The organism is Pseudomonas anguilliseptica (genome assembly GCF_900105355.1).
In the GTDB taxonomy this organism is placed as follows: domain Bacteria; phylum Pseudomonadota; class Gammaproteobacteria; order Pseudomonadales; family Pseudomonadaceae; genus Aquipseudomonas; species Aquipseudomonas anguilliseptica.
This window is the reverse complement of record NZ_FNSC01000001.1, coordinates 325,437-342,617: the sequence shown is the minus strand read 5'-3', so window position 1 is coordinate 342,617 and position 17,181 is coordinate 325,437. Positions and strand designations below refer to the sequence as shown.

Annotated in this window: 19 protein-coding genes, 1 pseudogene and 1 riboswitch; of the genes and pseudogenes, 11 read left to right on the top strand and 9 right to left on the bottom strand. The window is 59.8% G+C overall.

Going from position 1 to position 17,181, the window contains the following annotated elements; all coding sequences use genetic code 11:
• Positions 1 to 64 precede the first annotated feature (64 nt).
• The 3 genes from BLW24_RS01760 to BLW24_RS01750 all read left to right on the top strand — a co-directional run bounded on the left by BLW24_RS01760 (position 65) and on the right by BLW24_RS01750 (position 1,190).
• Entirely contained in the window at positions 65 to 247 is a 183-nt protein-coding gene (locus BLW24_RS01760; RefSeq protein WP_090375916.1) for a CPXCG motif-containing cysteine-rich protein, read from the top strand.
• On the top strand, positions 247 to 507 hold the full coding sequence (locus tag BLW24_RS01755; protein WP_090375913.1) for a putative signal transducing protein: 261 nt from the start codon (positions 247 to 249) through the stop codon (positions 505 to 507). Before BLW24_RS01760 ends, BLW24_RS01755 begins: the two co-directional genes overlap by 1 nt.
• Before the next feature lie 65 nt (positions 508 to 572).
• Positions 573 to 1,190 (top strand): SOS response-associated peptidase, encoded by a 618-nt coding sequence (locus tag BLW24_RS01750; RefSeq protein ID WP_090375911.1) that lies wholly within the window; start codon positions 573 to 575, stop codon positions 1,188 to 1,190.
• Positions 1,191 to 1,379: 189 nt separating this feature from the next.
• Here BLW24_RS01750 and BLW24_RS27060 read toward each other — a convergent pair whose 3' ends face one another.
• Positions 1,380 to 2,039 (bottom strand): methyl-accepting chemotaxis protein, encoded by a 660-nt coding sequence (locus BLW24_RS27060; RefSeq protein WP_420875019.1) that lies wholly within the window; start codon positions 2,037 to 2,039, stop codon positions 1,380 to 1,382.
• A gap of 201 nt (positions 2,040 to 2,240) precedes the next feature.
• Positions 2,241 to 2,297, bottom strand: a pseudogene (locus BLW24_RS27055) (hypothetical protein); the annotation flags it as partial.
• Between the two features lie 1,351 nt (positions 2,298 to 3,648).
• Here BLW24_RS27055 and BLW24_RS01740 point away from each other — a divergent pair.
• Positions 3,649 to 4,461, top strand: a complete 813-nt coding sequence (locus BLW24_RS01740) for a M48 family metallopeptidase (RefSeq protein ID WP_090375909.1) — start codon at positions 3,649 to 3,651, stop codon at positions 4,459 to 4,461.
• A 54-nt stretch (positions 4,462 to 4,515) separates the two neighbouring features.
• Here the strand turns inward: BLW24_RS01740 and BLW24_RS01735 are convergent, their stop codons facing one another.
• From BLW24_RS01735 to BLW24_RS01720, 4 genes are all read right to left on the bottom strand, one after another.
• A complete protein-coding gene (locus BLW24_RS01735) occupies positions 4,516 to 4,959 on the bottom strand; it encodes a ketosteroid isomerase-related protein (protein ID WP_090375907.1) in 444 nt (147 codons plus the stop codon).
• 105 nt (positions 4,960 to 5,064) lie between these two features.
• Entirely contained in the window at positions 5,065 to 5,649 is a 585-nt protein-coding gene (locus tag BLW24_RS01730) for a TMEM165/GDT1 family protein (RefSeq protein ID WP_090375904.1), read from the bottom strand.
• 71 nt (positions 5,650 to 5,720) lie between these two features.
• Positions 5,721 to 5,857, bottom strand: a riboswitch (yybP-ykoY riboswitch).
• A 37-nt stretch (positions 5,858 to 5,894) separates the two neighbouring features.
• Positions 5,895 to 6,893 carry a class I SAM-dependent methyltransferase gene (locus BLW24_RS01725; RefSeq protein WP_090375901.1) on the bottom strand — a complete coding sequence of 333 codons (999 nt, stop codon included), beginning with the start codon at positions 6,891 to 6,893 and terminating at the stop codon, positions 5,895 to 5,897.
• A 27-nt stretch (positions 6,894 to 6,920) separates the two neighbouring features.
• Entirely contained in the window at positions 6,921 to 7,886 is a 966-nt protein-coding gene (locus BLW24_RS01720) for a 2-hydroxyacid dehydrogenase (RefSeq protein WP_090375898.1), read from the bottom strand.
• A 124-nt stretch (positions 7,887 to 8,010) separates the two neighbouring features.
• Here BLW24_RS01720 and BLW24_RS01715 point away from each other — a divergent pair, with 124 nt between their 5' ends.
• A complete protein-coding gene (locus BLW24_RS01715) occupies positions 8,011 to 8,598 on the top strand; it encodes a LysE family transporter (RefSeq protein WP_244161256.1) in 588 nt (195 codons plus the stop codon).
• Positions 8,599 to 8,659: 61 nt separating this feature from the next.
• Here the strand turns inward: BLW24_RS01715 and smpB are convergent, their stop codons facing one another.
• Positions 8,660 to 9,142 (bottom strand): SsrA-binding protein SmpB, encoded by a 483-nt coding sequence (gene smpB, locus BLW24_RS01710; RefSeq protein ID WP_090375895.1) that lies wholly within the window; start codon positions 9,140 to 9,142, stop codon positions 8,660 to 8,662.
• Between the two features lie 165 nt (positions 9,143 to 9,307).
• Here smpB and BLW24_RS01705 point away from each other — a divergent pair, with 165 nt between their 5' ends.
• The 3 genes from BLW24_RS01705 to BLW24_RS01695 are packed head-to-tail and all read left to right on the top strand — an operon-like array spanning position 9,308 to position 11,493.
• Positions 9,308 to 10,711, top strand: a complete 1,404-nt coding sequence (locus BLW24_RS01705) for a sodium-dependent transporter (protein ID WP_090375891.1) — start codon at positions 9,308 to 9,310, stop codon at positions 10,709 to 10,711.
• A 34-nt stretch (positions 10,712 to 10,745) separates the two neighbouring features.
• Entirely contained in the window at positions 10,746 to 11,180 is a 435-nt protein-coding gene (locus BLW24_RS01700; protein ID WP_090375887.1) for a type II toxin-antitoxin system RatA family toxin, read from the top strand.
• The gene (locus BLW24_RS01695) at positions 11,173 to 11,493 is read left to right on the top strand and encodes an RnfH family protein (protein WP_090375884.1); all 321 of its coding nucleotides are present in this window, start codon (positions 11,173 to 11,175) and stop codon (positions 11,491 to 11,493) included. The genes BLW24_RS01700 and BLW24_RS01695 overlap by 8 nt, the downstream gene beginning before the upstream one ends.
• Positions 11,494 to 11,568: 75 nt before the next feature.
• On the opposite strand, the gene BLW24_RS01690 is transcribed toward BLW24_RS01695, so the two are convergent.
• Positions 11,569 to 12,087 (bottom strand): outer membrane protein assembly factor BamE, encoded by a 519-nt coding sequence (locus tag BLW24_RS01690; RefSeq protein WP_090375881.1) that lies wholly within the window; start codon positions 12,085 to 12,087, stop codon positions 11,569 to 11,571.
• A 97-nt stretch (positions 12,088 to 12,184) separates the two neighbouring features.
• Here BLW24_RS01690 and fur point away from each other — a divergent pair, with 97 nt between their 5' ends.
• The gene (gene fur, locus BLW24_RS01685; protein ID WP_090375878.1) at positions 12,185 to 12,589 is read left to right on the top strand and encodes a ferric iron uptake transcriptional regulator; all 405 of its coding nucleotides are present in this window, start codon (positions 12,185 to 12,187) and stop codon (positions 12,587 to 12,589) included.
• A 61-nt stretch (positions 12,590 to 12,650) separates the two neighbouring features.
• On the opposite strand, the gene recN is transcribed toward fur, so the two are convergent.
• Positions 12,651 to 14,324 carry a DNA repair protein RecN gene (gene recN / locus BLW24_RS01680; protein WP_090375874.1) on the bottom strand — a complete coding sequence of 558 codons (1,674 nt, stop codon included), beginning with the start codon at positions 14,322 to 14,324 and terminating at the stop codon, positions 12,651 to 12,653.
• A 154-nt stretch (positions 14,325 to 14,478) separates the two neighbouring features.
• On the opposite strand from recN, the gene grpE reads away from it, so the two are divergent.
• Positions 14,479 to 15,048, top strand: coding sequence for a nucleotide exchange factor GrpE (grpE, locus tag BLW24_RS01675; RefSeq protein ID WP_090375871.1), 570 nt, complete (start codon positions 14,479 to 14,481; stop codon positions 15,046 to 15,048).
• 99 nt (positions 15,049 to 15,147) lie between these two features.
• The gene (gene dnaK / locus BLW24_RS01670; protein ID WP_090375868.1) at positions 15,148 to 17,064 is read left to right on the top strand and encodes a molecular chaperone DnaK; all 1,917 of its coding nucleotides are present in this window, start codon (positions 15,148 to 15,150) and stop codon (positions 17,062 to 17,064) included.
• Positions 17,065 to 17,181 lie beyond the last annotated feature (117 nt).

Sequence of the window (17,181 nt, the reverse complement as noted above, 5' to 3'; positions counted from 1 at the left end):
CGTGCGCGACTGCAGGGCCAGCTATAGACCGGTGATTATAACGCCAAGTCACAAGGAGGCAGCGATGCTGGAAAGCCAGGACTACCAATGTCCCTACTGTGGCGAGCAGGTAGAGGCGCTGCTTGACCTTTCTGCCGGCGATCAGCAGTACATCGAAGACTGTCCGGTGTGTTGCCGGCCCATCGTGTTTTCGCTGCAGACCGATGGTGAGGACTGGAGCCTGGATGTGCGCGGAGAGAATGACTGATGCAGCGAATCTATGAGCCGCAGGATCTGATGGAAGGCGAGCTGCTGCTGGGTATGCTGGCCAGTGAAGGGATCGAGGCCTATCTCACTGGGCAGCACCTGGCTGGTGCGGTGGGTGAGTTGCCCGCCTGCGGCTTGCTTGGGGTGATGGTTGAGGATGATCAGGCGTACAGCGCACAACAGCTGATCGCCGCGTACAATGCTGCGCTGCCGCTGCCCGGTGATGAGCCGGATAACTTCCAGGGTACGTTGCTCTGCTAAGAGCCTGTTACGGTCTGCGGCGCGTCGCCCCTGCTGCCTTTATTTCAAGTGTTATCGAGTTTCCCATGTGTGGACGTTATGCCCTGTTCCGTTGGACGCCTGCATTTGCGGCGATTCCCGGTTTTCCTGCTGATCAGCTGCCGCACTGGAGCATTTCGCCCAATAGCCAGGTGTTGTTGTTGCGCAACGTCGAGGGTGAGCGCCAGTTGACGCGTGCGCGCTGGGGGCTGACGCCGCCCTGGTTGACTGATCTGACCAAGACTCCGGCCCAGGCGCGTGCTGAAACTTTGGCCGAGCAGCCGATGTTTCGCGAGGCATTTCGCCTGCGTCGCGGCCTGTTGCCGGCCAACGGGTTTTACGAGTGGCGCGGCTCGGCGCGCAAGCGTCCGTACTGGCTCACCGGTGAGAGTACGCCGCTGTATTTTGCGGCCTTGTGGGAAGCCTATCCGGTTGAGGGTTGCGTTTATCTGAGTGCTGCGGTGGTGACTCAGGCAGCGGCCAGTCAGCGGCGGCCGCTGATTCTTGATGAGGCTGGTCAGGCTGCCTGGCTAGCTGCCGAGACACCGGCGGCCGAGTTGCAGGCTTTATTGGCGAGCCCGCAACCGGCGCTGCGCGAGCGGGTGCTGGCCAACCTGATCAATGATCCCAAGCTGGATGCGCCTGAGTGTCTGACTCCGGCCTAGGCCATTAACAGAGCGCAAAAAGGACGTGCTGCCAGGCAGTCCGCCCTTTTTGTGGCCGGCCATCCCTGGCTGCCCCACTATGTGGCCGTTGCTGCGCAACGTCAAAAATCACTCCTGGCGATTTTTTGTTGCGGCGTGATCAGACCTTGAACTGGTTGATCAGGCGGCGTTGCTGCTCGGCCAGCTTGGTCAGTTCGGCGCTGGCCTGGCTGGCTTCGTCACCCCCCCCCCCCCGGCCACTTCATTGGCCACCTGACCAATGTTGGTGACGTTGCGGTTGATGTCCTCGGCCACCGCGCTCTGTTCTTCGGCGGCGCTGGCGATCTGGGTGTTCATATCGTTGATCACCGAGACCGCCTGGGTGATCGATTCCAGCGCTTCGGCGGCCTGGCTGGCCTGTTGCACGCTGATTTCAGTCTTGCTCTGGCTGTCTTCCATGACCGTGACCACATCGCGGGTACCCTGTTGCAGTTGCTGGATCATGGTCTGGATTTCTTCGGTGGCCTTCTGGGTCTTTTGTGCCAGGTTGCGCACTTCATCGGCCACCACGGCAAAGCCACGGCCCTGTTCACCGGCACGTGCCGCCTCGATGGCCGCGTTGAGTGCCAGCAGGTTGGTTTGCTCGGCAATCCCGCGAATGGCCACCAGGATGGCGTTGATGTTCTCGCTGTCCTGGGCCAGCGTTTGCACCACAGTGACTGCACGGCCGATTTCCTGCGCCAGGGCGGCGATTGCATCGGCAGTGTGTTGCACCGTCTGCTTGCCCTGATTGGCGGCGCGGTCCGCGTGATTGGCTGCCTCGGCCGCATGGGTGGCGTTGCGCGCCACGTCCTGGGCGGTGGCGGTCATTTCATGCACGGCGGTTGCGACCAGTTCGATCTCCGCCAGCTGCTTCTGTACGCCCGTGTTGGTGCGGATGGCAATGTCGGCGGTGTGTTCGGAGGAATCGCTGACTTTCTGTACCGAGCTGACTACTTGAGTAATCATGCTTTGCAGCTTGCCGAGGAAGGTATTGAAACCCTTGGCAATATCACCCAGTTCATCACTGCGGTTCACTTCCAGGCGGCAGGTCAAGTCGCCGTCGCCTTGGGCGATATCGTCGAGCATGGTCACCATCTGCCGCAGTGGGCGGGCGATGCCATAGCCGACAAACCAGATCACCAGCATGCCAATGCCGGCCGCCAGCAGGCCCACCAAAGCCATACCGAGGGTGTCAGCCTCGGCTTGCTCAGTAAGGCCGACCTGCAGCGCATTCAGGTCTGCGAATACTGCACTGGTCGGCAGCACGATGGCCAGGGTCCAGCGTGTCGAAGTACCGGCAACCTGGAGCGGCAGCAGCAGTTGGAGGAGTTGGTGTTCTTCGTCGAGTTTGTTGATCGGCTGGTCGTTACTGCTCTGCTTGAGCTGACTCAGCAGCTCGGCATCAATGGCCTTGCTCGCCGGCTGGCCAATCAATGCTGCGTCCTGGGTTGCGGCGATCAGGGTGCCGTTGGAGGCAATCAGGGCCAGCTCCCCGGCGCCGTCATACAGCTCGGCTTTGGCGGTTGTGAGCAGTTCTTGAATAAAGTCCAAGGCCAGATCATTGCCGGCAATGCCGCGGAACTGGCCATTGACCATGATCGGCGCGTTGAAGGCGGCGACCAGTACCTGCTTGCCGCCAAAGTCGTAGGAGGCCGGGTCAATCACGCAAGGCTTGCCGGTTTCCTTGGGGCACAGGTAGTACTCGCCTGTGCGCACGCCGGTAGGTTGAACCTCCTCGCTTTCCATCTGTTCCACAGTCAGGCCGTCGAGCTTCAGTTGGTCGCCATCCCGATACCACCACGGCATAAAGCGACCAGTGTGGTCGTAGCCGCTTTCCTTCTGATTGACGTAGAGGTCGTCGTCCTGATCGAAAGCGTTGGCTTCCCAGCCGATGTAGAGATCAAGTAGTTCCGGGTTGGCCTTGAGGTACACACCGACCAGATTGCTCAGCTCTTCGCGGGTCAGGCTGATGCCGGGGCTTCCATCAGTGCTGCCCATCTGGCTGTTGAGGGTGGCCAGGGATTTGGCGACGGTCATGGGGTGTTCAAACTGGCGCTGCAGCTGGCCGACCTGAGCTTTGGCCAGGGCGTTGAGGCGTTGGTCGATCACACCCTCTAACAGGCTCTGGGTGCGCTCTTGTACCTGGGTCTGGGTGCGGGCTCCGGCGAATAGGGCATAGAGCACCAGGGCGACGACGACTGCCAGGATGCTGGCCCCTGCCATAAGTGCTACGGAGGACTGGATCGACTTGAATCGCATAGGGACTCCTCAGCGTGTCAGTTGCGCCTGTCCCTGGCTTATCGGCAGCGTAACTTCAAAGCATTAGTTCGCCGCTGTATCTAGCAAAGAGCCTGGAGGGCCATAGTGCAGGTCGTGCGGGTTGTGTTGCCCTGGTGCACGGCCTAGCATACGGTCCCTGTCGTGAAGGAGAACTGACATGAATACTCCATTTCGTCTGGCCAACCTGGTGCTCTGCAGCCTGCTGACGGCTTGCCAGGCTGTGAACACCACCAGTGGCGGTGCCGTAGGTGTTGAGCGCAAGCAATACATGTTCAGCATGCTCTCGACCCAAGAGGTCAATCAGATGTATGCGCAGTCTTACCAGCAGACCCTCGGCGAGGCGTCCAGCAAGGGCGTGCTGGATAAAACCAGCAATAACGCCAAACGTCTGCGCACCATTGCCAATCGCCTGATCAAGCATGCCCCGTTGTTCCGTCCGGATGCGGCGCAGTGGCAATGGGAGGTCAACCTGATCAAGAGCCCTGAGCTGAACGCCAACTGCGGTCCAGGCGGCAAGATCATTTTCTACAGCGGGATTATCGAGAAGCTCAAGCTCACCGACGATGAGATCGCCGCGATCATGGGCCACGAAATGGCCCACGCCCTGCGCGAGCACAGCCGTGAGGCGATGTCCAAGGCCTATGGTGTCGAGCTGGCGAAACAGGGTGCGGGTGCCTTGCTCGGTCTAGGCTCCGACAGTTTGGCCCTGGCCGATGCGGCCGTGCAGTACGGCATGATGCTGCCCAACAGTCGTGGCAATGAGAACGAGGCCGACCTGATCGGCCTGGAGCTGGCAGCCCGTGGAGGTTACAACCCTAATGCCGCGGTCAGCCTGTGGCAGAAAATGGCCGCAGCCAGCGAAGGTGCCCCGCCTGAATTTATGAGTACGCACCCTTCGTCGAGCAGTCGAATCGCTTCTCTGCAGGCGGCAATCCCCAAGGTCATGCCGTTGTATGAGCAAGCGCGCTAAAACGCGGAAAACAAAAAGCCCCCGATTGGGGGCTTTTTGTTGGGGGTTATTTGTTCAGGGTAATGCCTTGGCGGCAAAGGGTTGAGTGGCCAGACCCAATTGCGAACGGAAGCTTTCCATGTCGAACATGGTGCAGATTTCCTGAATCTCATTGCTTGGGGTAATGGTCCAGAAGGCCATGGCCGAAATGCTCAACACTTTGTCACTGGGCGGATAGCCAAGTGCGGGTTTCTGGATGGTGCCGATCAGGGTGCTCCAGGTAACGACCTTGTTGTCCTCGGCGATGCATTCCTCGATCACCACCTGCAGATCCGGCATGGCATGGCGGATGTCCTGCACCATCTGGGCAAAGGCGGGGCTGGTCAGTGGCCGGCCGATAAACGAGCTTTTGTAGAGAAAGTCTTTGCTGTGCAGTTGTTCTGCCAACGCGGTGCGGCCTTTGTTCCACGACAGGTCGATATGATGGCGTACCAGTTTTTTCCGATCATCCAGTGACATAGGTGTCTCCCTGACGGCTGAGTGGGCAGGATGTTGCGCACTGTAGCAGCCGTCTGGAAGCCGAGGTATTGGCCGAAACGCCAGTGTACTGGCGTCAACTTGATGTCAAATCAGCCCGCTGAATTTCAGCGCCTGATACCCCGCATACACGGCTAGCACTGCAAAGGCGCAGGCGGCCAGGCGGCGAATCAGGGTCAGGGGTAAACGTTCCGCCGCAAAGTTGCCGGCCAGAACCACCGGCACGTTGGCGATCAGCATGCCCAGAGTGGTGCCGATCACCACCAGAATAAAGTGCGGGTACTGTGCGGCCAGCATCACCGTGGCGACCTGGGTCTTGTCGCCCATCTCCGCGAGGAAGAAGGCGATCAGGGTGGTCAGAAACGGCCCGTAGCGCTTGAGTTTGGAGCTTTCGTCGTCATCCAGCTTGTCCGGGATCAGCGTCCACAGCGCTACGGCAACAAAGCTTGCGGCAAGAACCCAACTCAAGGTGGCGGGGGAGAAGAAGCTGGCAACCCAGTTGCCGATAGCGCCGGCGGCGAAATGATTGGCCAGGGTGGCGACCACGATGCCCCAAATGATGGGCCACGGTTTGCGAAAGCGTGCGGCCAGCAGTAAAGAGAGCAACTGCGTTTTATCGCCGATTTCGGCCAAGGCAACGATAAAGGTGGGAACAAACAGGGATTCGAGCATCAGGCATTCCTAAAGGGGCGGGTCGACACGGCTATGACACGTACAGCCTTCCCGCCCCGGGTAAGGTGTGCGTGTCATAGGTCTTGTCAAACCGCAGGCCCCTCTGAGTGGGCCTTGGGTCGCACGCGCCATGCTCTGCCGAGCAAGTATGTTGACGCGTGCCGGGCGAGCTGGCGCTCGCGGGAGACTACTCCCCTAGGACGCGCGCATTCTGCCCACGCATCCGTGATAGGGCAAGCCCCGTTTCAGCCTTTGCTGGCGCGGTAGATGCGAAAGCCCTTGGCGTCGGCCAGGATCTGGCAGGGGCCGAGGTGCTGTTCGATCAGCGGCGGATATTTGAGAAAGCTGTTGGCCACCAGGCGCAATTCGCCTTTGCTGGCCAGGTGCTGACTGGCTTGGCGTAGCAGATGTTCGGTGGCCTGGTAGTGGGTGTGTACGCCCTGGTGAAAGGGCGGGTTGCTGAGGATCGCACTCAGCTCCGTGGGGGCGGCATCGATGCCGTCAGCATTGATAACATCGGCTTCAAGGCCATTGGCGGCCAGGGTCAGGCGGCTACTTTCGACGGCGAAGGCGTCCACGTCCAGCAGAGTAATCCGGCTGTCCGGGTAGCGGCGTTTCAGCGCTGCGCCGAGCACGCCGGCCCCGCAACCGAAATCCAGGATATGCCCGCTGGGTAACCCGTCGAGGTGTTCAAGCAGCAGGGCGCTGCCAACGTCCAGTCGGCCATGGCTGAATACGCCAGGCAGGCTGAGCACCTGCAGCGGCCCGTCAGCCAGGGCGAGCTCGTAGCGTTGTGCCAGGCTGTGCAGGTCCGGCGCGGCGGGTGCGTGCTCAACCCGTACCTGCCAGAGCTGGCAGTGCCGCGCGCTGTCGAGCTTGCGTGCCTGGCCGAAGGTCGCCAGCTGTTTGGCGGCGCGTTCAATGCCGGCGCGTTTTTCACCGACCAGAAACAGCTCGCGCCCGCCCAGGCGCGCCGCCAGGGCATTGAGCAGGTATTCAGTCAGCTCGCGAGATTTCGGCAGAAACAGCACGGCTGCCTGGAAGTCGCGTTCGCCAGGCTGGGTGCCAAAGTGGCAGCGATTGCTGAAACGGGCATCCAGCAGCGCGTGTTCGCCTGCATGCCAGCTCCAGCCGTAGGCTTCGGGGAATTGACCGAGCAAGTCATCCGCCGGCAAGCCGGCAAGCAGCATTGGGCCGTTGAACAGATCGGCCTGGCGCAGCAGTACTTCGCTTCGCGGGTCCATAAGCGCTCCTGGAAAAAGTCGCGTAGCTTAGCCGACTACGCGTATGGCTGTGCCACTGAAAAAGGCCAGGGCGTTTTCACTGAGCTGGCCGACGATGCGTTGTCGCGCCTCACGGCTGCCCCAGGCGCTGTGCGGGGTGATGATCAGCCGTGGAATATCGGCGGCGAGCAAGGGGTTGCCGTCTTTAGGCGGCTCCTGGGTCAGTACATCGGTGGCTGCGCCGCCCAGGTGGCCGGCGCGCAGTGCGTCAGCCAGGGCCTGTTCGTTGATCAGCCCGCCACGGGCGGTATTGATCAGAAAGGCCGTGGGTTTCATCAGGTTGAGTTCGCGGGCGCCGATCAGGTTCAGGGTGTCGTTGTTCAGCGGACAGTGCAGGGTAAGCGCATCGACCTGGGGCAGCAGCTCATCCAGTGGTAGACGGTCGGCACGTGGCGGTCGACCGGGCAGCTGACCGAGCAGCACACGCATGCCAAAGGCTTCAGCCAGTTTGGCCACCGCGCCACCCAGTTCGCCATGACCGAGCAGGCCGAGGGTTTTTCCATGCAGTTCGATGACCGGATAATCGAGCAAGCAGAACTGCTGCGCCTGCTGCCAGCGGCCGGCGCGAACATCCTGCTGGTAATCGGGCAGCCGCGTGGCCAGCGCCAGTAGCAGCATCAAGGTGTGCTGCGCCACCGATGGCGTGCCGTAGCCCTGGCAGTTGCAAACGGTTACGCCGTGAGCGCGGGCGGCTGCCAGGTCAATTGGGTTGGTGCCGGTGGCAGCCACCAGTACCAGCTTCAGTTCTGGGCAGGCGACGAATACCTCGGCATTCAGAGGCGCCTTGTTGCTGATCGCTACCTGTGCGCCCTGCAGGCGTTCGATGGTTTGCGCCTGGGTGCTGTGTGGATACAGCTGCAGGTCGGCAAAGCAGCCGCTCAGGCTGGACAGGTCAAGGTCGCCCAGGTCGAGTGAGCTGTGGTCGAGAAAGACGGCGCGGTGACTGTTACTCATCAGCTGTATCTATCCTGCGGGTTTGGGCGGGGAGTAAGGTGGCGAGCCTAACAGAATCATTTCGACGTCGCGGAGCCGCCCCATGTACTGGACTGAGTTTTTAGCTGTGGCCCTGATCCACTAGCTGGCTGTGGCCAGCCCTGGCCCGGATTTCGCGATTGTGGTGCGCGAGAGTGTGGCGCACGGGCGGCGTGCCGGCATCTTCAGTGCGATTGGTGTGGGCTGCGGGATTTTTATCCATGCGGCCTATTCGCTGCTGGGGATCGGCTTGATCGTGTCGCAGTCGATTGTGCTGTTCAACGCCCTGAAGTGGTTGGCAGCGGCTTACCTGCTATATATCGGCATTCGGGCGTTGCGCGCCAAGCCGGCAAGCCCGAACGACGCCGAGCTGAGTCTGGGTGAGGGCGAGCGTTCGCCGCGTGCGGCCTTTGTTGCAGGCTTTGTGACCAATGGCCTTAACCCCAAGGCCACGCTGTTCTTTCTGTCGTTGTTTACCGTGGTGATCAATCCGCATACGCCGTTGTCGGTGCAGGCGGGGTACGGGGTTTATCTCGCGGTGGCCACGGCGCTGTGGTTCTGCATGGTCGCCCAGCTTTTCAGTCATCAGCGGGTGCGCGCAGGTTTTGCCCGGATGGGGCACTGGTTTGATCGCTTGATGGGGGCGGTGCTGATAGGGCTCGGAGTGAAATTGGCCTTCAGCGAGTTGCGCTAGGCCAGGCGCTGGAATGAAAAAGCCCCGCAGTGCGGGGCTTTTTTGCGAGTGCAGAGTCGATTTATTCGTCTTTGCCTTTGCTGCGCATGGCGCGCTGCACTTCGCGGTCGGCGTCGCGTTCCTTCTCGGTGTGGCGCTTGTCGAAGTCCTTCTTGCCCTTGGCCAGGGCAATTTCGCACTTGATCAGGTGCGCCTTCCAGTACAGCGACATGGCCACGCAGGCATAGCCTTTCTGCTGTACGGCACCGAACAGTTTGTCCAGCTCGCGTTTGTTCAGCAGCAGCTTGCGGGTGCGTGTTGGATCCGCGATCACATGGGTGCTTGCCGCCGTCAGAGGGGTGATGTGGCAGCCCATCAGCCAGGCTTCGTCGTTTTTCAGCAGCACGTAGCTGTCAACCAACTGGGCCTTTCCGGCGCGCAGACTTTTCACTTCCCAGCCGGCCAGGACCAAGCCTGCCTCGAACCGGGATTCGACGAAGTAGTCGTGCATCGCCTTCTTGTTTTGCGCGATGGTGCCTTGTGGGTGTTTCTTTTGTTTAGCCATAGGGCGCGCATTATAGGGAGTCACTGGCGCGGGCGCTATGTGTGCGACAGGACAAAAATCAGCTTTACCGGGCGCCTGGTACTACGCGGCGTCGGCTGTGCTTGAGCCGCCTTGGCGAATCCCCGACAATGCGCGATCTTTTTCAATAGAGCAGGCTAGCCGAGCATGGCGAACGATAAGGTTTCGATACACGGCGCCTGGGCCAGTCGTTGGGTGTTTATTCTGGCGGCGACCGGTTCGGCCGTCGGCTTGGGCAATATCTGGAAGTTCCCCTATATGACCGGCATGTACGGCGGTGGGGCTTTCGTGATGATGTATCTGGTGTGCATCTTTATGGTCGGCTTGCCAATCATGCTCGCCGAAACCCTGGTCGGTCGGCGCGGCCGGCAGAGTCCGGTGAACACCTTGAAAGCCCTGGCCATCGAGTCAGGTGCTTCGCCGAAATGGTCCTGGGCAGCGCTGGTGGGGATGATTGCTGCTCTGCTTATTCTGTCGTTTTACAGTGTGGTGGCCGGCTGGTCACTGGATTACATCCTCAGCATGGGCGGCGGCCAGTTTGCCGGTGTCAGTGCCGAGGGTGCAGGCGCTGCGTTTGGCGCGTTGACGGCTGATCCATGGAGGCTGACCCTGTGGCACACGCTGTTTATGCTGTTAACCGGTTTTGTCATTGCCCGCGGCGTAGTGGCTGGTCTTGAACGCAGCTTGCGCATCATGATGCCGTTGCTGTTCGTCCTGTTACTGGTGCTGCTGGGTTACAGCATGACCACTGGGCACTTTATGCAGGGCTTCCACTTCCTCTTCGATTTTCAGCCGGATCGTGTGCTTGATGGCGTGCTGGCCGCCATGGGCCATGCATTCTTCACTCTGAGCGTCGGTGTGGGTGCGATCATGGTTTACGGCTCATATATGCCGAAAAGTGCCTCGATTGGCGGCACCATTCTCACCGTTGGCATCCTCGATACTCTTGTTGCGCTCACCGCCGGAATGGCGCTGTTTCCTATCGTTTTCGCTGGTGGCCTGGAGCCTGGCGCAGGGCCGGGGCTGATGTTTGTCACCCTGCCGGTGGCGTTCGGCAATATCGTCTTTGGTCAGGTAATGGGCACGCTGTTCTTTATTCTGGTGCTGATCGCGGCCTGGACCTCGTCGATCTCCATGCTGGAGCCTGCGGTGGCCTATCTGGTCGAGCGCAGCAAGCGCAGCCGGGTGCTGGTGACCAGTGTGCTGGCGCTCCTTTGCTGGGCGGTCGGTATGGGTACGGTGCTGTCCTTTAACCTGGGGGCGGAAGCGAAGTTCTTTGTCTTCGGTGAGGATGGTTTCCACCTGTTCCAGTGGGGCGCTGAAGGTGGGCGGAATTTCTTCGACACCATCGATTACCTGACCAGTCGCATTCTGTTGCCGTTCGGCGGTCTGGCTTTCGCCATATTTGCCGGTTGGGTACTCAAGCGTGAAGCCGTGCGTGAAGAGTTGGCAATGAAAAGTCCGCTGCTGTTCAACGTGGTGTACTGGTTGATTCGTGTGGTCGCGCCAATTGGCGTGCTGATCGTATTTGTCGCAGAGCTGAGCAAATGATCGCCTGCATCCTGTTTAGCCAAATGGTTGGGTTATGAGTACTCATATTCAGCGTTCGGCGCTCTTGCCTTATCCCGCGCGGGCGCTGTTTGATCTGGTCAATGATGTGGCCAGTTACCCGCAGTTTCTGCCCTGGTGTTCGGCCAGTGAAGTGCTTGAAGTCAGTGATACGCATATGCGCGCCAGTCTGGCGGTGGCCAAAGGTGGCTTGAGTCAGCGCTTTGTCACAGCCAACACCCTGGTACCTGGTGAGCTGATCAAGCTGATTCTGGTTGAGGGGCCGTTCACCCAGTTGTATGGGCATTGGGAGTTCAAGGCATTGGGCGACAAGGCCTGCAAGATCAGCCTGGATCTGACTTTCGACTATGCCGGGCCACTGGTACGGGCGACCCTTGGGCCGCTGTTCAATCAGGCCACCAATACCCTGGTCGATGCCTTCTGCCAAAGGGCCAAGCAACTGTATGGATAAGCCAAATATCGTGGTCGAAGTGGTCTATGCACTGGCCGACAAGCAGAAGTTGCTGCGCCTGAGTTTGCCTTATGGCACTACGGTGCGTCAGGCGGCGCTGCAGTCCGGCATGCAGGCGCATTTCCCCGATCTGGATCTGCGCAACAGCCCGCTGGGGATCTTTGGCAGGGCAGTGAGCAAGCCCGATGAGCGCGTGCTGGAAGAGGGGGAGCGGGTGGAGATTTACCGGCCGCTGATTGCCGATCCGAAAGAAGTGCGCAAGCAGCGTGCTGCCAAAGCAGCGCAAGCCAAGGCCGAGGAGGCCGGGCAATAAGTGTTGAAGGCTCGGTCAGCAGCGATGCAGGTATAAAAAAGCCCGGACATGTCCGGGCTTTTTTATCAGCATGTATTACTGCGGTGTACTTTCCAGAGGCTCTGGAGTCGGTACCGGTACGACTTTCACGTCGTCCACTTCGCGCTGAATCTGTTCAAGCAACGAACCCGGGGCGGGCTTCTCTTCAACCTGCGGCTGCTGAGTGGTTTGCGGAGTGGTTACGCCGCTGTCCTCACCCAGAATGGCCTGGTCGCGGCTGACGCCTGGCATAAAGTCGCCAGACAGACCAATTAGTTGGTCATCAGCGTTGAAATTCACGCTGACGCGTTCTTGCAGGCGTTGACCGCCGCCCGGCTGAATACTGTAGAGGTAATCCCAGCGATTGGCGTGGAAGGTGTCAGTGAGCAGGGGGTTGCCCATGATAAACCGCACTTGCTTGCGGGTCATTCCTGGCCGCAACTGGTCTATCATGTCCTGCGTGACGACATTGCCCTGTTGGATGTCGATTTTATAAACCCCGGGGAATGAACAACCGGCGAGTGCGAGTAGCCCCGTAAGGGTGAGGCTGGTCAGCAGGAGTTTGGTTTTTTGCATCGGTGGGCGACTTCCACTATCTTGGCTGGGCAATATAACCCCGGATCATACCCGCAATAAAGGAAGCTGCGAAGCCGCTTCCGTGAGAAAGCAGACCATGGTTGAAAATAGCGAACTACGCAAGGCTGGCCTGAAAGTGACCCTGCCACGGGTCAAGATACTGCAAATGCTCGACCACGCCGGTCAGCGTCACATGAGTGCTGAAGATGTTTACAAGGCGCTGATGGAGGCGGGTGACGACGTAGGTTTGGCGACTGTGTACCGCGTACTGACCCAGTTTGAAGCAGCAGGTCTGGTGGTTCGTCATAACTTCGATGGCGGTCATGCGGTCTTCGAATTGGCGGATAGCGGCCATCACGACCACATGGTCTGTGTCGATTCTGGTGATGTGATCGAGTTCTTCGATGCCGAGATCGAAAGACGTCAGAAAGAAATCGTTAAAGAGCACGGTTTCGAACTGGTTGATCACAATCTTGTGCTGTATGTGCGCAAGAAAACCTGATTGATGCAGGTACAACAAAGGCGGCCCTAGGGCCGCCTTTGTGCTTTCTAGACCTGCGCAATCAGGCCTGGGCGCTACCGACCATCTGTCGGGCATGGGCCAGTGACTCCTCAGTGAGATCTACGCCGCCAAGCATGCGGGCGATTTCCTCGACCCGTTGCGCAGGGCTGAGTTTGCTCACTGCGGTGCGGGTGGCATCGCTTTCACGTACTTTGTGCACGAACAGGTGCTGGTGCCCTTGTGCGGCAACTTGCGGCAGGTGAGTGACGGTTAGTACCTGGCCACGCTCGCCGAGGCGGCGTAGTAGTTGGCCGACCACTTCGGCGGTGGGGCCGCCGATGCCGACGTCGACTTCATCGAATACCAGAGTCGGCACCCGCGAGGTCTGTGCGGTGATCACCTGAATTGCCAGGCTGATGCGCGACAGTTCACCGCCCGAGGCGACTTTGGCCAGCGCCTTCAGCGGCTGGCCAGGGTTGGCGCTGACCAGAAATTCCAGTTGCTCCAGGCCGTTGGGGTGCGGCTCGCTGTTGCTGTTGGCACTCAGCTTGATATTGAAACGCCCGCCGGGCATGCCCAGCGTTTGCATTTCCTGCTCGACCGCGCTGGCCAGCTGGCTGGCGGCGTTGTTGCGCAGGGTGCTGAGCTCCGCTGCTTTTTCCTGGTAATGCCGTTCGAAGGCGGCCAACTCATCACTCAGGCGTTCGGCGGCTTGGTCGTCGGCGTTAAGGCGTTCCAGTTCTTCGAACAGTTGCTGCTGCATGGCGCCCAGCTCTGTTGGCTGGATGCGGTGCTTGCGCGCCAGGGTGTAGATGGCGTCCAGGCGCTCTTCCATCTGTTGCAGGCGCTCAGGGTCGGCGTCGAAGTGGTCGAGAAAGCGGTTCAGTTCGCCGACCGCTTCTTCTACTTGAATCTGCGCGCTGGCCAGCAGGTTGGTGGCTTCGCTAAGCGCCCCAGGTTGACCCTGAAAAGCGCCGAGGCGATTGAGGCTGCTGGTCAGGGCGGACAGTACATTACCGGCATCATTCTCGCTGCATTGCTCGATCACCAGGCGGCAGGCGCTGAGCAGGCTTTCGGCGTTGGTCAGGTTTTTGTGTTCCTGCTCCAGGTTGTCCAGTTCGTCTTCGCCGAGTGCCAAGTTGTCGAGCTCTTCCAGCTGATAGCTGAGCAATTGATGGCGCGCACGTTGTTCGTCGCCGATGCTGGAAACCCTCTCCAGCTCATTTTTGGTCTGCTTCCAGCGTTGTGCCGCGAGTTGCACCTGGCGGGCCAGCTCCTGGCTGCCAGCGTATTCGTCGAGCAGGCGGCGGTGGGTGTCGGGCTTGAGCAGGGATTGGTGCTCATGCTGGCTGTGGATGTCGATCAGCAGCTCCCCCAGGGCCTTGAGGTCGCCTTGCGGGCACGGTGAGCCATTGATATAGCCGCGCGAGCGGCCTTCGGCAGTGATCACCCGGCGCAGGATGCATGGGCCGTCGTTGTCCAGGTCGCGCTCGGCCAGCCAGGCGCGGGCTTCGGGGATGTCATGCAGGTCGAAACTGGCGAGGATGTCCGCCTTGTCCGCACCGGGACGCACTACGCCGCTGTCGGCGCGATCACCCAGAGTCAGGCCGAGGGCGTCGAGCATGATCGACTTGCCGGCGCCGGTTTCGCCGCTGATCACGCTCATGCCTGCGTCCAGCTCTAGATCAAGGTGTTCAACGATGGCGTAGTTGTGTACGGACAGGTGCACCAGCATGGCGACGGCCTCCCAAGTTCATGTCTGGTTGTTTATACAGTGTTTTTTGTGGGCTGGCAATCCGTCTGTAGTCCTTGAAACCACATTTTTTGACCCCATATAGCGGTCAGGCACGTGAGTTGAGGCTCGCGTCGGATTTTAAGAGGAGAGACGCATGGCTGACGAACAGACCCTGGATACGCAGAACCCCGATGTACAAACAGCTGCCGAAGCGGCTGCGGGCGATGACCTGGTTGCCCGCGTGCAAGCGCTGGAAGAGCAACTGGCTGCTGCGCAGGATCAGTCGCTGCGCATGGCCGCCGATCTGCAGAACGTGCGTCGTCGCGCCGAGCAGGATGTAGAAAAGGCGCACAAATTCGCTCTGGAGAAATTCGCCAACGACCTGTTGCCGGTGGTGGATAGCCTGGAGCGCGGCCTTGAGCTGTCGAATCCGGATGATGAGGCGATCAAGGCGGTCCGTGAGGGCATGGAGCTGACGCTCAAGCTGTTCGGCGACACTCTCAAGCGTCACCAGCTGGAGGCGCTTGATCCGCATGGTGCACCGTTCAACCCTGAGCACCATCAGGCTATGGCGATGCAGGAAAGCACCAACGTCGAGCCTAACAGCGTGCTCAAGGTGTTCCAGAAGGGTTACATGCTCAATGGTCGTCTGCTGCGCCCCGCCATGGTGGTGGTCAGCAAGGCGCCGGTAGATGCGCCGCCATCGATCGATGAGCAGGCTTGAAATTCGCCGAGCCGCCCCCATTAAACAGTCAAGCGTTTTAGTGCTACCGCCGCTGACAACGATCAGCGGCGGGATTATCAAAGTTTCGGGAGAGTGAATATGGGCAAAATTATTGGTATCGACCTGGGGACCACCAACTCCTGCGTCTCTATTCTGGAAAACGGCAGCGTCAAAGTTATCGAGAACGCTGAGGGCGCGCGTACCACGCCGTCGATCATTGCGTATGCCAACGATGGCGAAATTTTGGTTGGCCAGTCGGCCAAGCGCCAAGCAGTGACCAACCCGCACAACACCCTGTACGCGGTAAAGCGTCTGATCGGTCGTCGTTTTGATGAAGAGGTTGTGCAGAAAGACATTCAGATGGTGCCGTACAAAATTGTCAAAGCTGACAACAACGACGCCTGGGTGGAAGTGAACGGCCAGAAAATGGCGCCGCCACAGATTTCGGCTGAAATTCTGAAAAAGATGAAGAAGACCGCCGAAGACTACCTCGGCGAGCCAGTCACCGAAGCGGTTATCACCGTGCCGGCCTACTTCAATGACAGCCAGCGTCAGGCCACCAAAGACGCCGGCCGTATTGCTGGTCTGGACGTAAAGCGCATCATCAACGAGCCAACCGCAGCCGCTCTGGCCTACGGTATGGACAAGGCCAAGGGCGATCACACTGTGATCGTCTATGACCTGGGTGGCGGTACCTTCGACGTTTCGGTGATCGAGATCGCTGAAGTCGATGGCGAGCACCAGTTCGAAGTGTTGGCCACCAACGGTGACACCTTCCTCGGCGGTGAAGACTTCGACATTCGTCTGATCGACTACCTCGTTGACGAATTCAAGAAAGAAAGCGGCATGAACCTCAAGGGTGATCCGCTGGCCATGCAGCGCCTGAAAGAAGCCGCTGAGAAAGCCAAGATCGAGCTGTCTTCGAGCCAGTCGACCGACGTCAACCTGCCGTACATCACTGCGGATGCCAGCGGTCCGAAGCACCTGAACGTGAAAATTTCCCGCGCCAAGCTGGAATCGCTGGTTGAGGATCTGGTACAGCGCACCATCGAGCCTTGCCGCATCGCGCTGAAAGATGCCGGTATCGAAATCGGTGCAATCAATGACGTGATTCTGGTTGGCGGTCAGACCCGCATGCCGCTGGTGCAGAAGCTGGTGACCGATTTCTTCGGTAAAGAAGCGCGTAAAGATGTTAACCCGGACGAAGCTGTGGCCATGGGTGCTGCTATTCAGGGGGCTGTACTGGCTGGCGACGTCAAAGACGTGCTGCTGCTCGACGTCAGCCCGCTGACCCTGGGTATCGAAACCATGGGCGGCGTGATGACTGCGCTGATCGAGAAGAACACCACCATTCCGACCAAGAAGTCGCAGGTATTCTCAACTGCTGACGATAACCAGGGCGCCGTGACCATTCACGTGCTGCAGGGCGAGCGCAAGCAAGCCAGCGGTAACAAGTCCCTGGGCAAGTTCGACCTGGCCGAGATTCCGCCAGCGCCACGTGGCGTACCGCAGATCGAAGTAACCTTCGACATCGACGCCAACGGCATCCTGCACGTCGGCGCGAAAGACAAGGCGACTGGCAAGACTCAGTCCATCGTGATCAAGGCCAACTCCGGTCTGTCCGAGGAAGAGATTCAGCAGATGGTGCGTGACGCCGAGGCCAATGCCGAGGAAGACCGCAAGTTCGAGGAGCTGGCTACCGCGCGCAACCAGGGTGATCAGCTGGTGCACGCCACCCGCAAGATGATCACTGAGGCGGGCGACAAGGCTACTGCTGACGAGAAGGCTGCTATCGAAACTGCACTGAGCGCCTTGGAAGTGGCGATCAAGGGTGACGACAAGGCCGATATCGACGCCAAGATGACCGCGCTGTCCGAAGTCACTGCCCCGCTGGCGCAGAAGATGTACGCCGAACAGCCGCAGCCAGGTGCGCAAGCCCAGGATGCTGAGCAAGCCAAGGACGCAGGCGACGACGTGGTCGACGCTGAGTTCGAAGAGGTCAAAGACAACAAGTAAATAGGCGCAAGCTTATGCCGCTCTGGCCGGGCGCGACGCGAGTCGCGTTCGGCATGATCCGCCGCGCGGGAGCTTGCTCCCGCGTTGGCGTGTCTGGAGTAGACGATTTAAAGGTGT

What these genes read in the sequence shown, in the direction of transcription:
- BLW24_RS01760 (WP_090375916.1), top strand. Translation starts at nt 65, where the DNA reads ATGCTGGAAAGCCAGGACTACCAATGTCCCTACTGTGGCGAGCAGGTA.
- BLW24_RS01755 (WP_090375913.1), top strand. Translation starts at nt 247, where the DNA reads ATGCAGCGAATCTATGAGCCGCAGGATCTGATGGAAGGCGAGCTGCTG.
- BLW24_RS01750 (WP_090375911.1), top strand. Translation starts at nt 573, where the DNA reads ATGTGTGGACGTTATGCCCTGTTCCGTTGGACGCCTGCATTTGCGGCG.
- BLW24_RS27060 (WP_420875019.1), bottom strand. Translation starts at nt 2,039, where the DNA reads ATGACCGCCACCGCCCAGGACGTGGCGCGCAACGCCACCCATGCGGCC.
- BLW24_RS01740 (WP_090375909.1), top strand. Translation starts at nt 3,649, where the DNA reads ATGAATACTCCATTTCGTCTGGCCAACCTGGTGCTCTGCAGCCTGCTG.
- BLW24_RS01735 (WP_090375907.1), bottom strand. Translation starts at nt 4,959, where the DNA reads ATGTCACTGGATGATCGGAAAAAACTGGTACGCCATCATATCGACCTG.
- BLW24_RS01730 (WP_090375904.1), bottom strand. Translation starts at nt 5,649, where the DNA reads ATGCTCGAATCCCTGTTTGTTCCCACCTTTATCGTTGCCTTGGCCGAA.
- BLW24_RS01725 (WP_090375901.1), bottom strand. Translation starts at nt 6,893, where the DNA reads ATGGACCCGCGAAGCGAAGTACTGCTGCGCCAGGCCGATCTGTTCAAC.
- BLW24_RS01720 (WP_090375898.1), bottom strand. Translation starts at nt 7,886, where the DNA reads ATGAGTAACAGTCACCGCGCCGTCTTTCTCGACCACAGCTCACTCGAC.
- smpB (WP_090375895.1), bottom strand. Translation starts at nt 9,142, where the DNA reads ATGGCTAAACAAAAGAAACACCCACAAGGCACCATCGCGCAAAACAAG.
- BLW24_RS01705 (WP_090375891.1), top strand. Translation starts at nt 9,308, where the DNA reads ATGGCGAACGATAAGGTTTCGATACACGGCGCCTGGGCCAGTCGTTGG.
- BLW24_RS01700 (WP_090375887.1), top strand. Translation starts at nt 10,746, where the DNA reads ATGAGTACTCATATTCAGCGTTCGGCGCTCTTGCCTTATCCCGCGCGG.
- BLW24_RS01695 (WP_090375884.1), top strand. Translation starts at nt 11,173, where the DNA reads ATGGATAAGCCAAATATCGTGGTCGAAGTGGTCTATGCACTGGCCGAC.
- BLW24_RS01690 (WP_090375881.1), bottom strand. Translation starts at nt 12,087, where the DNA reads ATGCAAAAAACCAAACTCCTGCTGACCAGCCTCACCCTTACGGGGCTA.
- fur (WP_090375878.1), top strand. Translation starts at nt 12,185, where the DNA reads ATGGTTGAAAATAGCGAACTACGCAAGGCTGGCCTGAAAGTGACCCTG.
- recN (WP_090375874.1), bottom strand. Translation starts at nt 14,324, where the DNA reads ATGCTGGTGCACCTGTCCGTACACAACTACGCCATCGTTGAACACCTT.
- grpE (WP_090375871.1), top strand. Translation starts at nt 14,479, where the DNA reads ATGGCTGACGAACAGACCCTGGATACGCAGAACCCCGATGTACAAACA.
- dnaK (WP_090375868.1), top strand. Translation starts at nt 15,148, where the DNA reads ATGGGCAAAATTATTGGTATCGACCTGGGGACCACCAACTCCTGCGTC.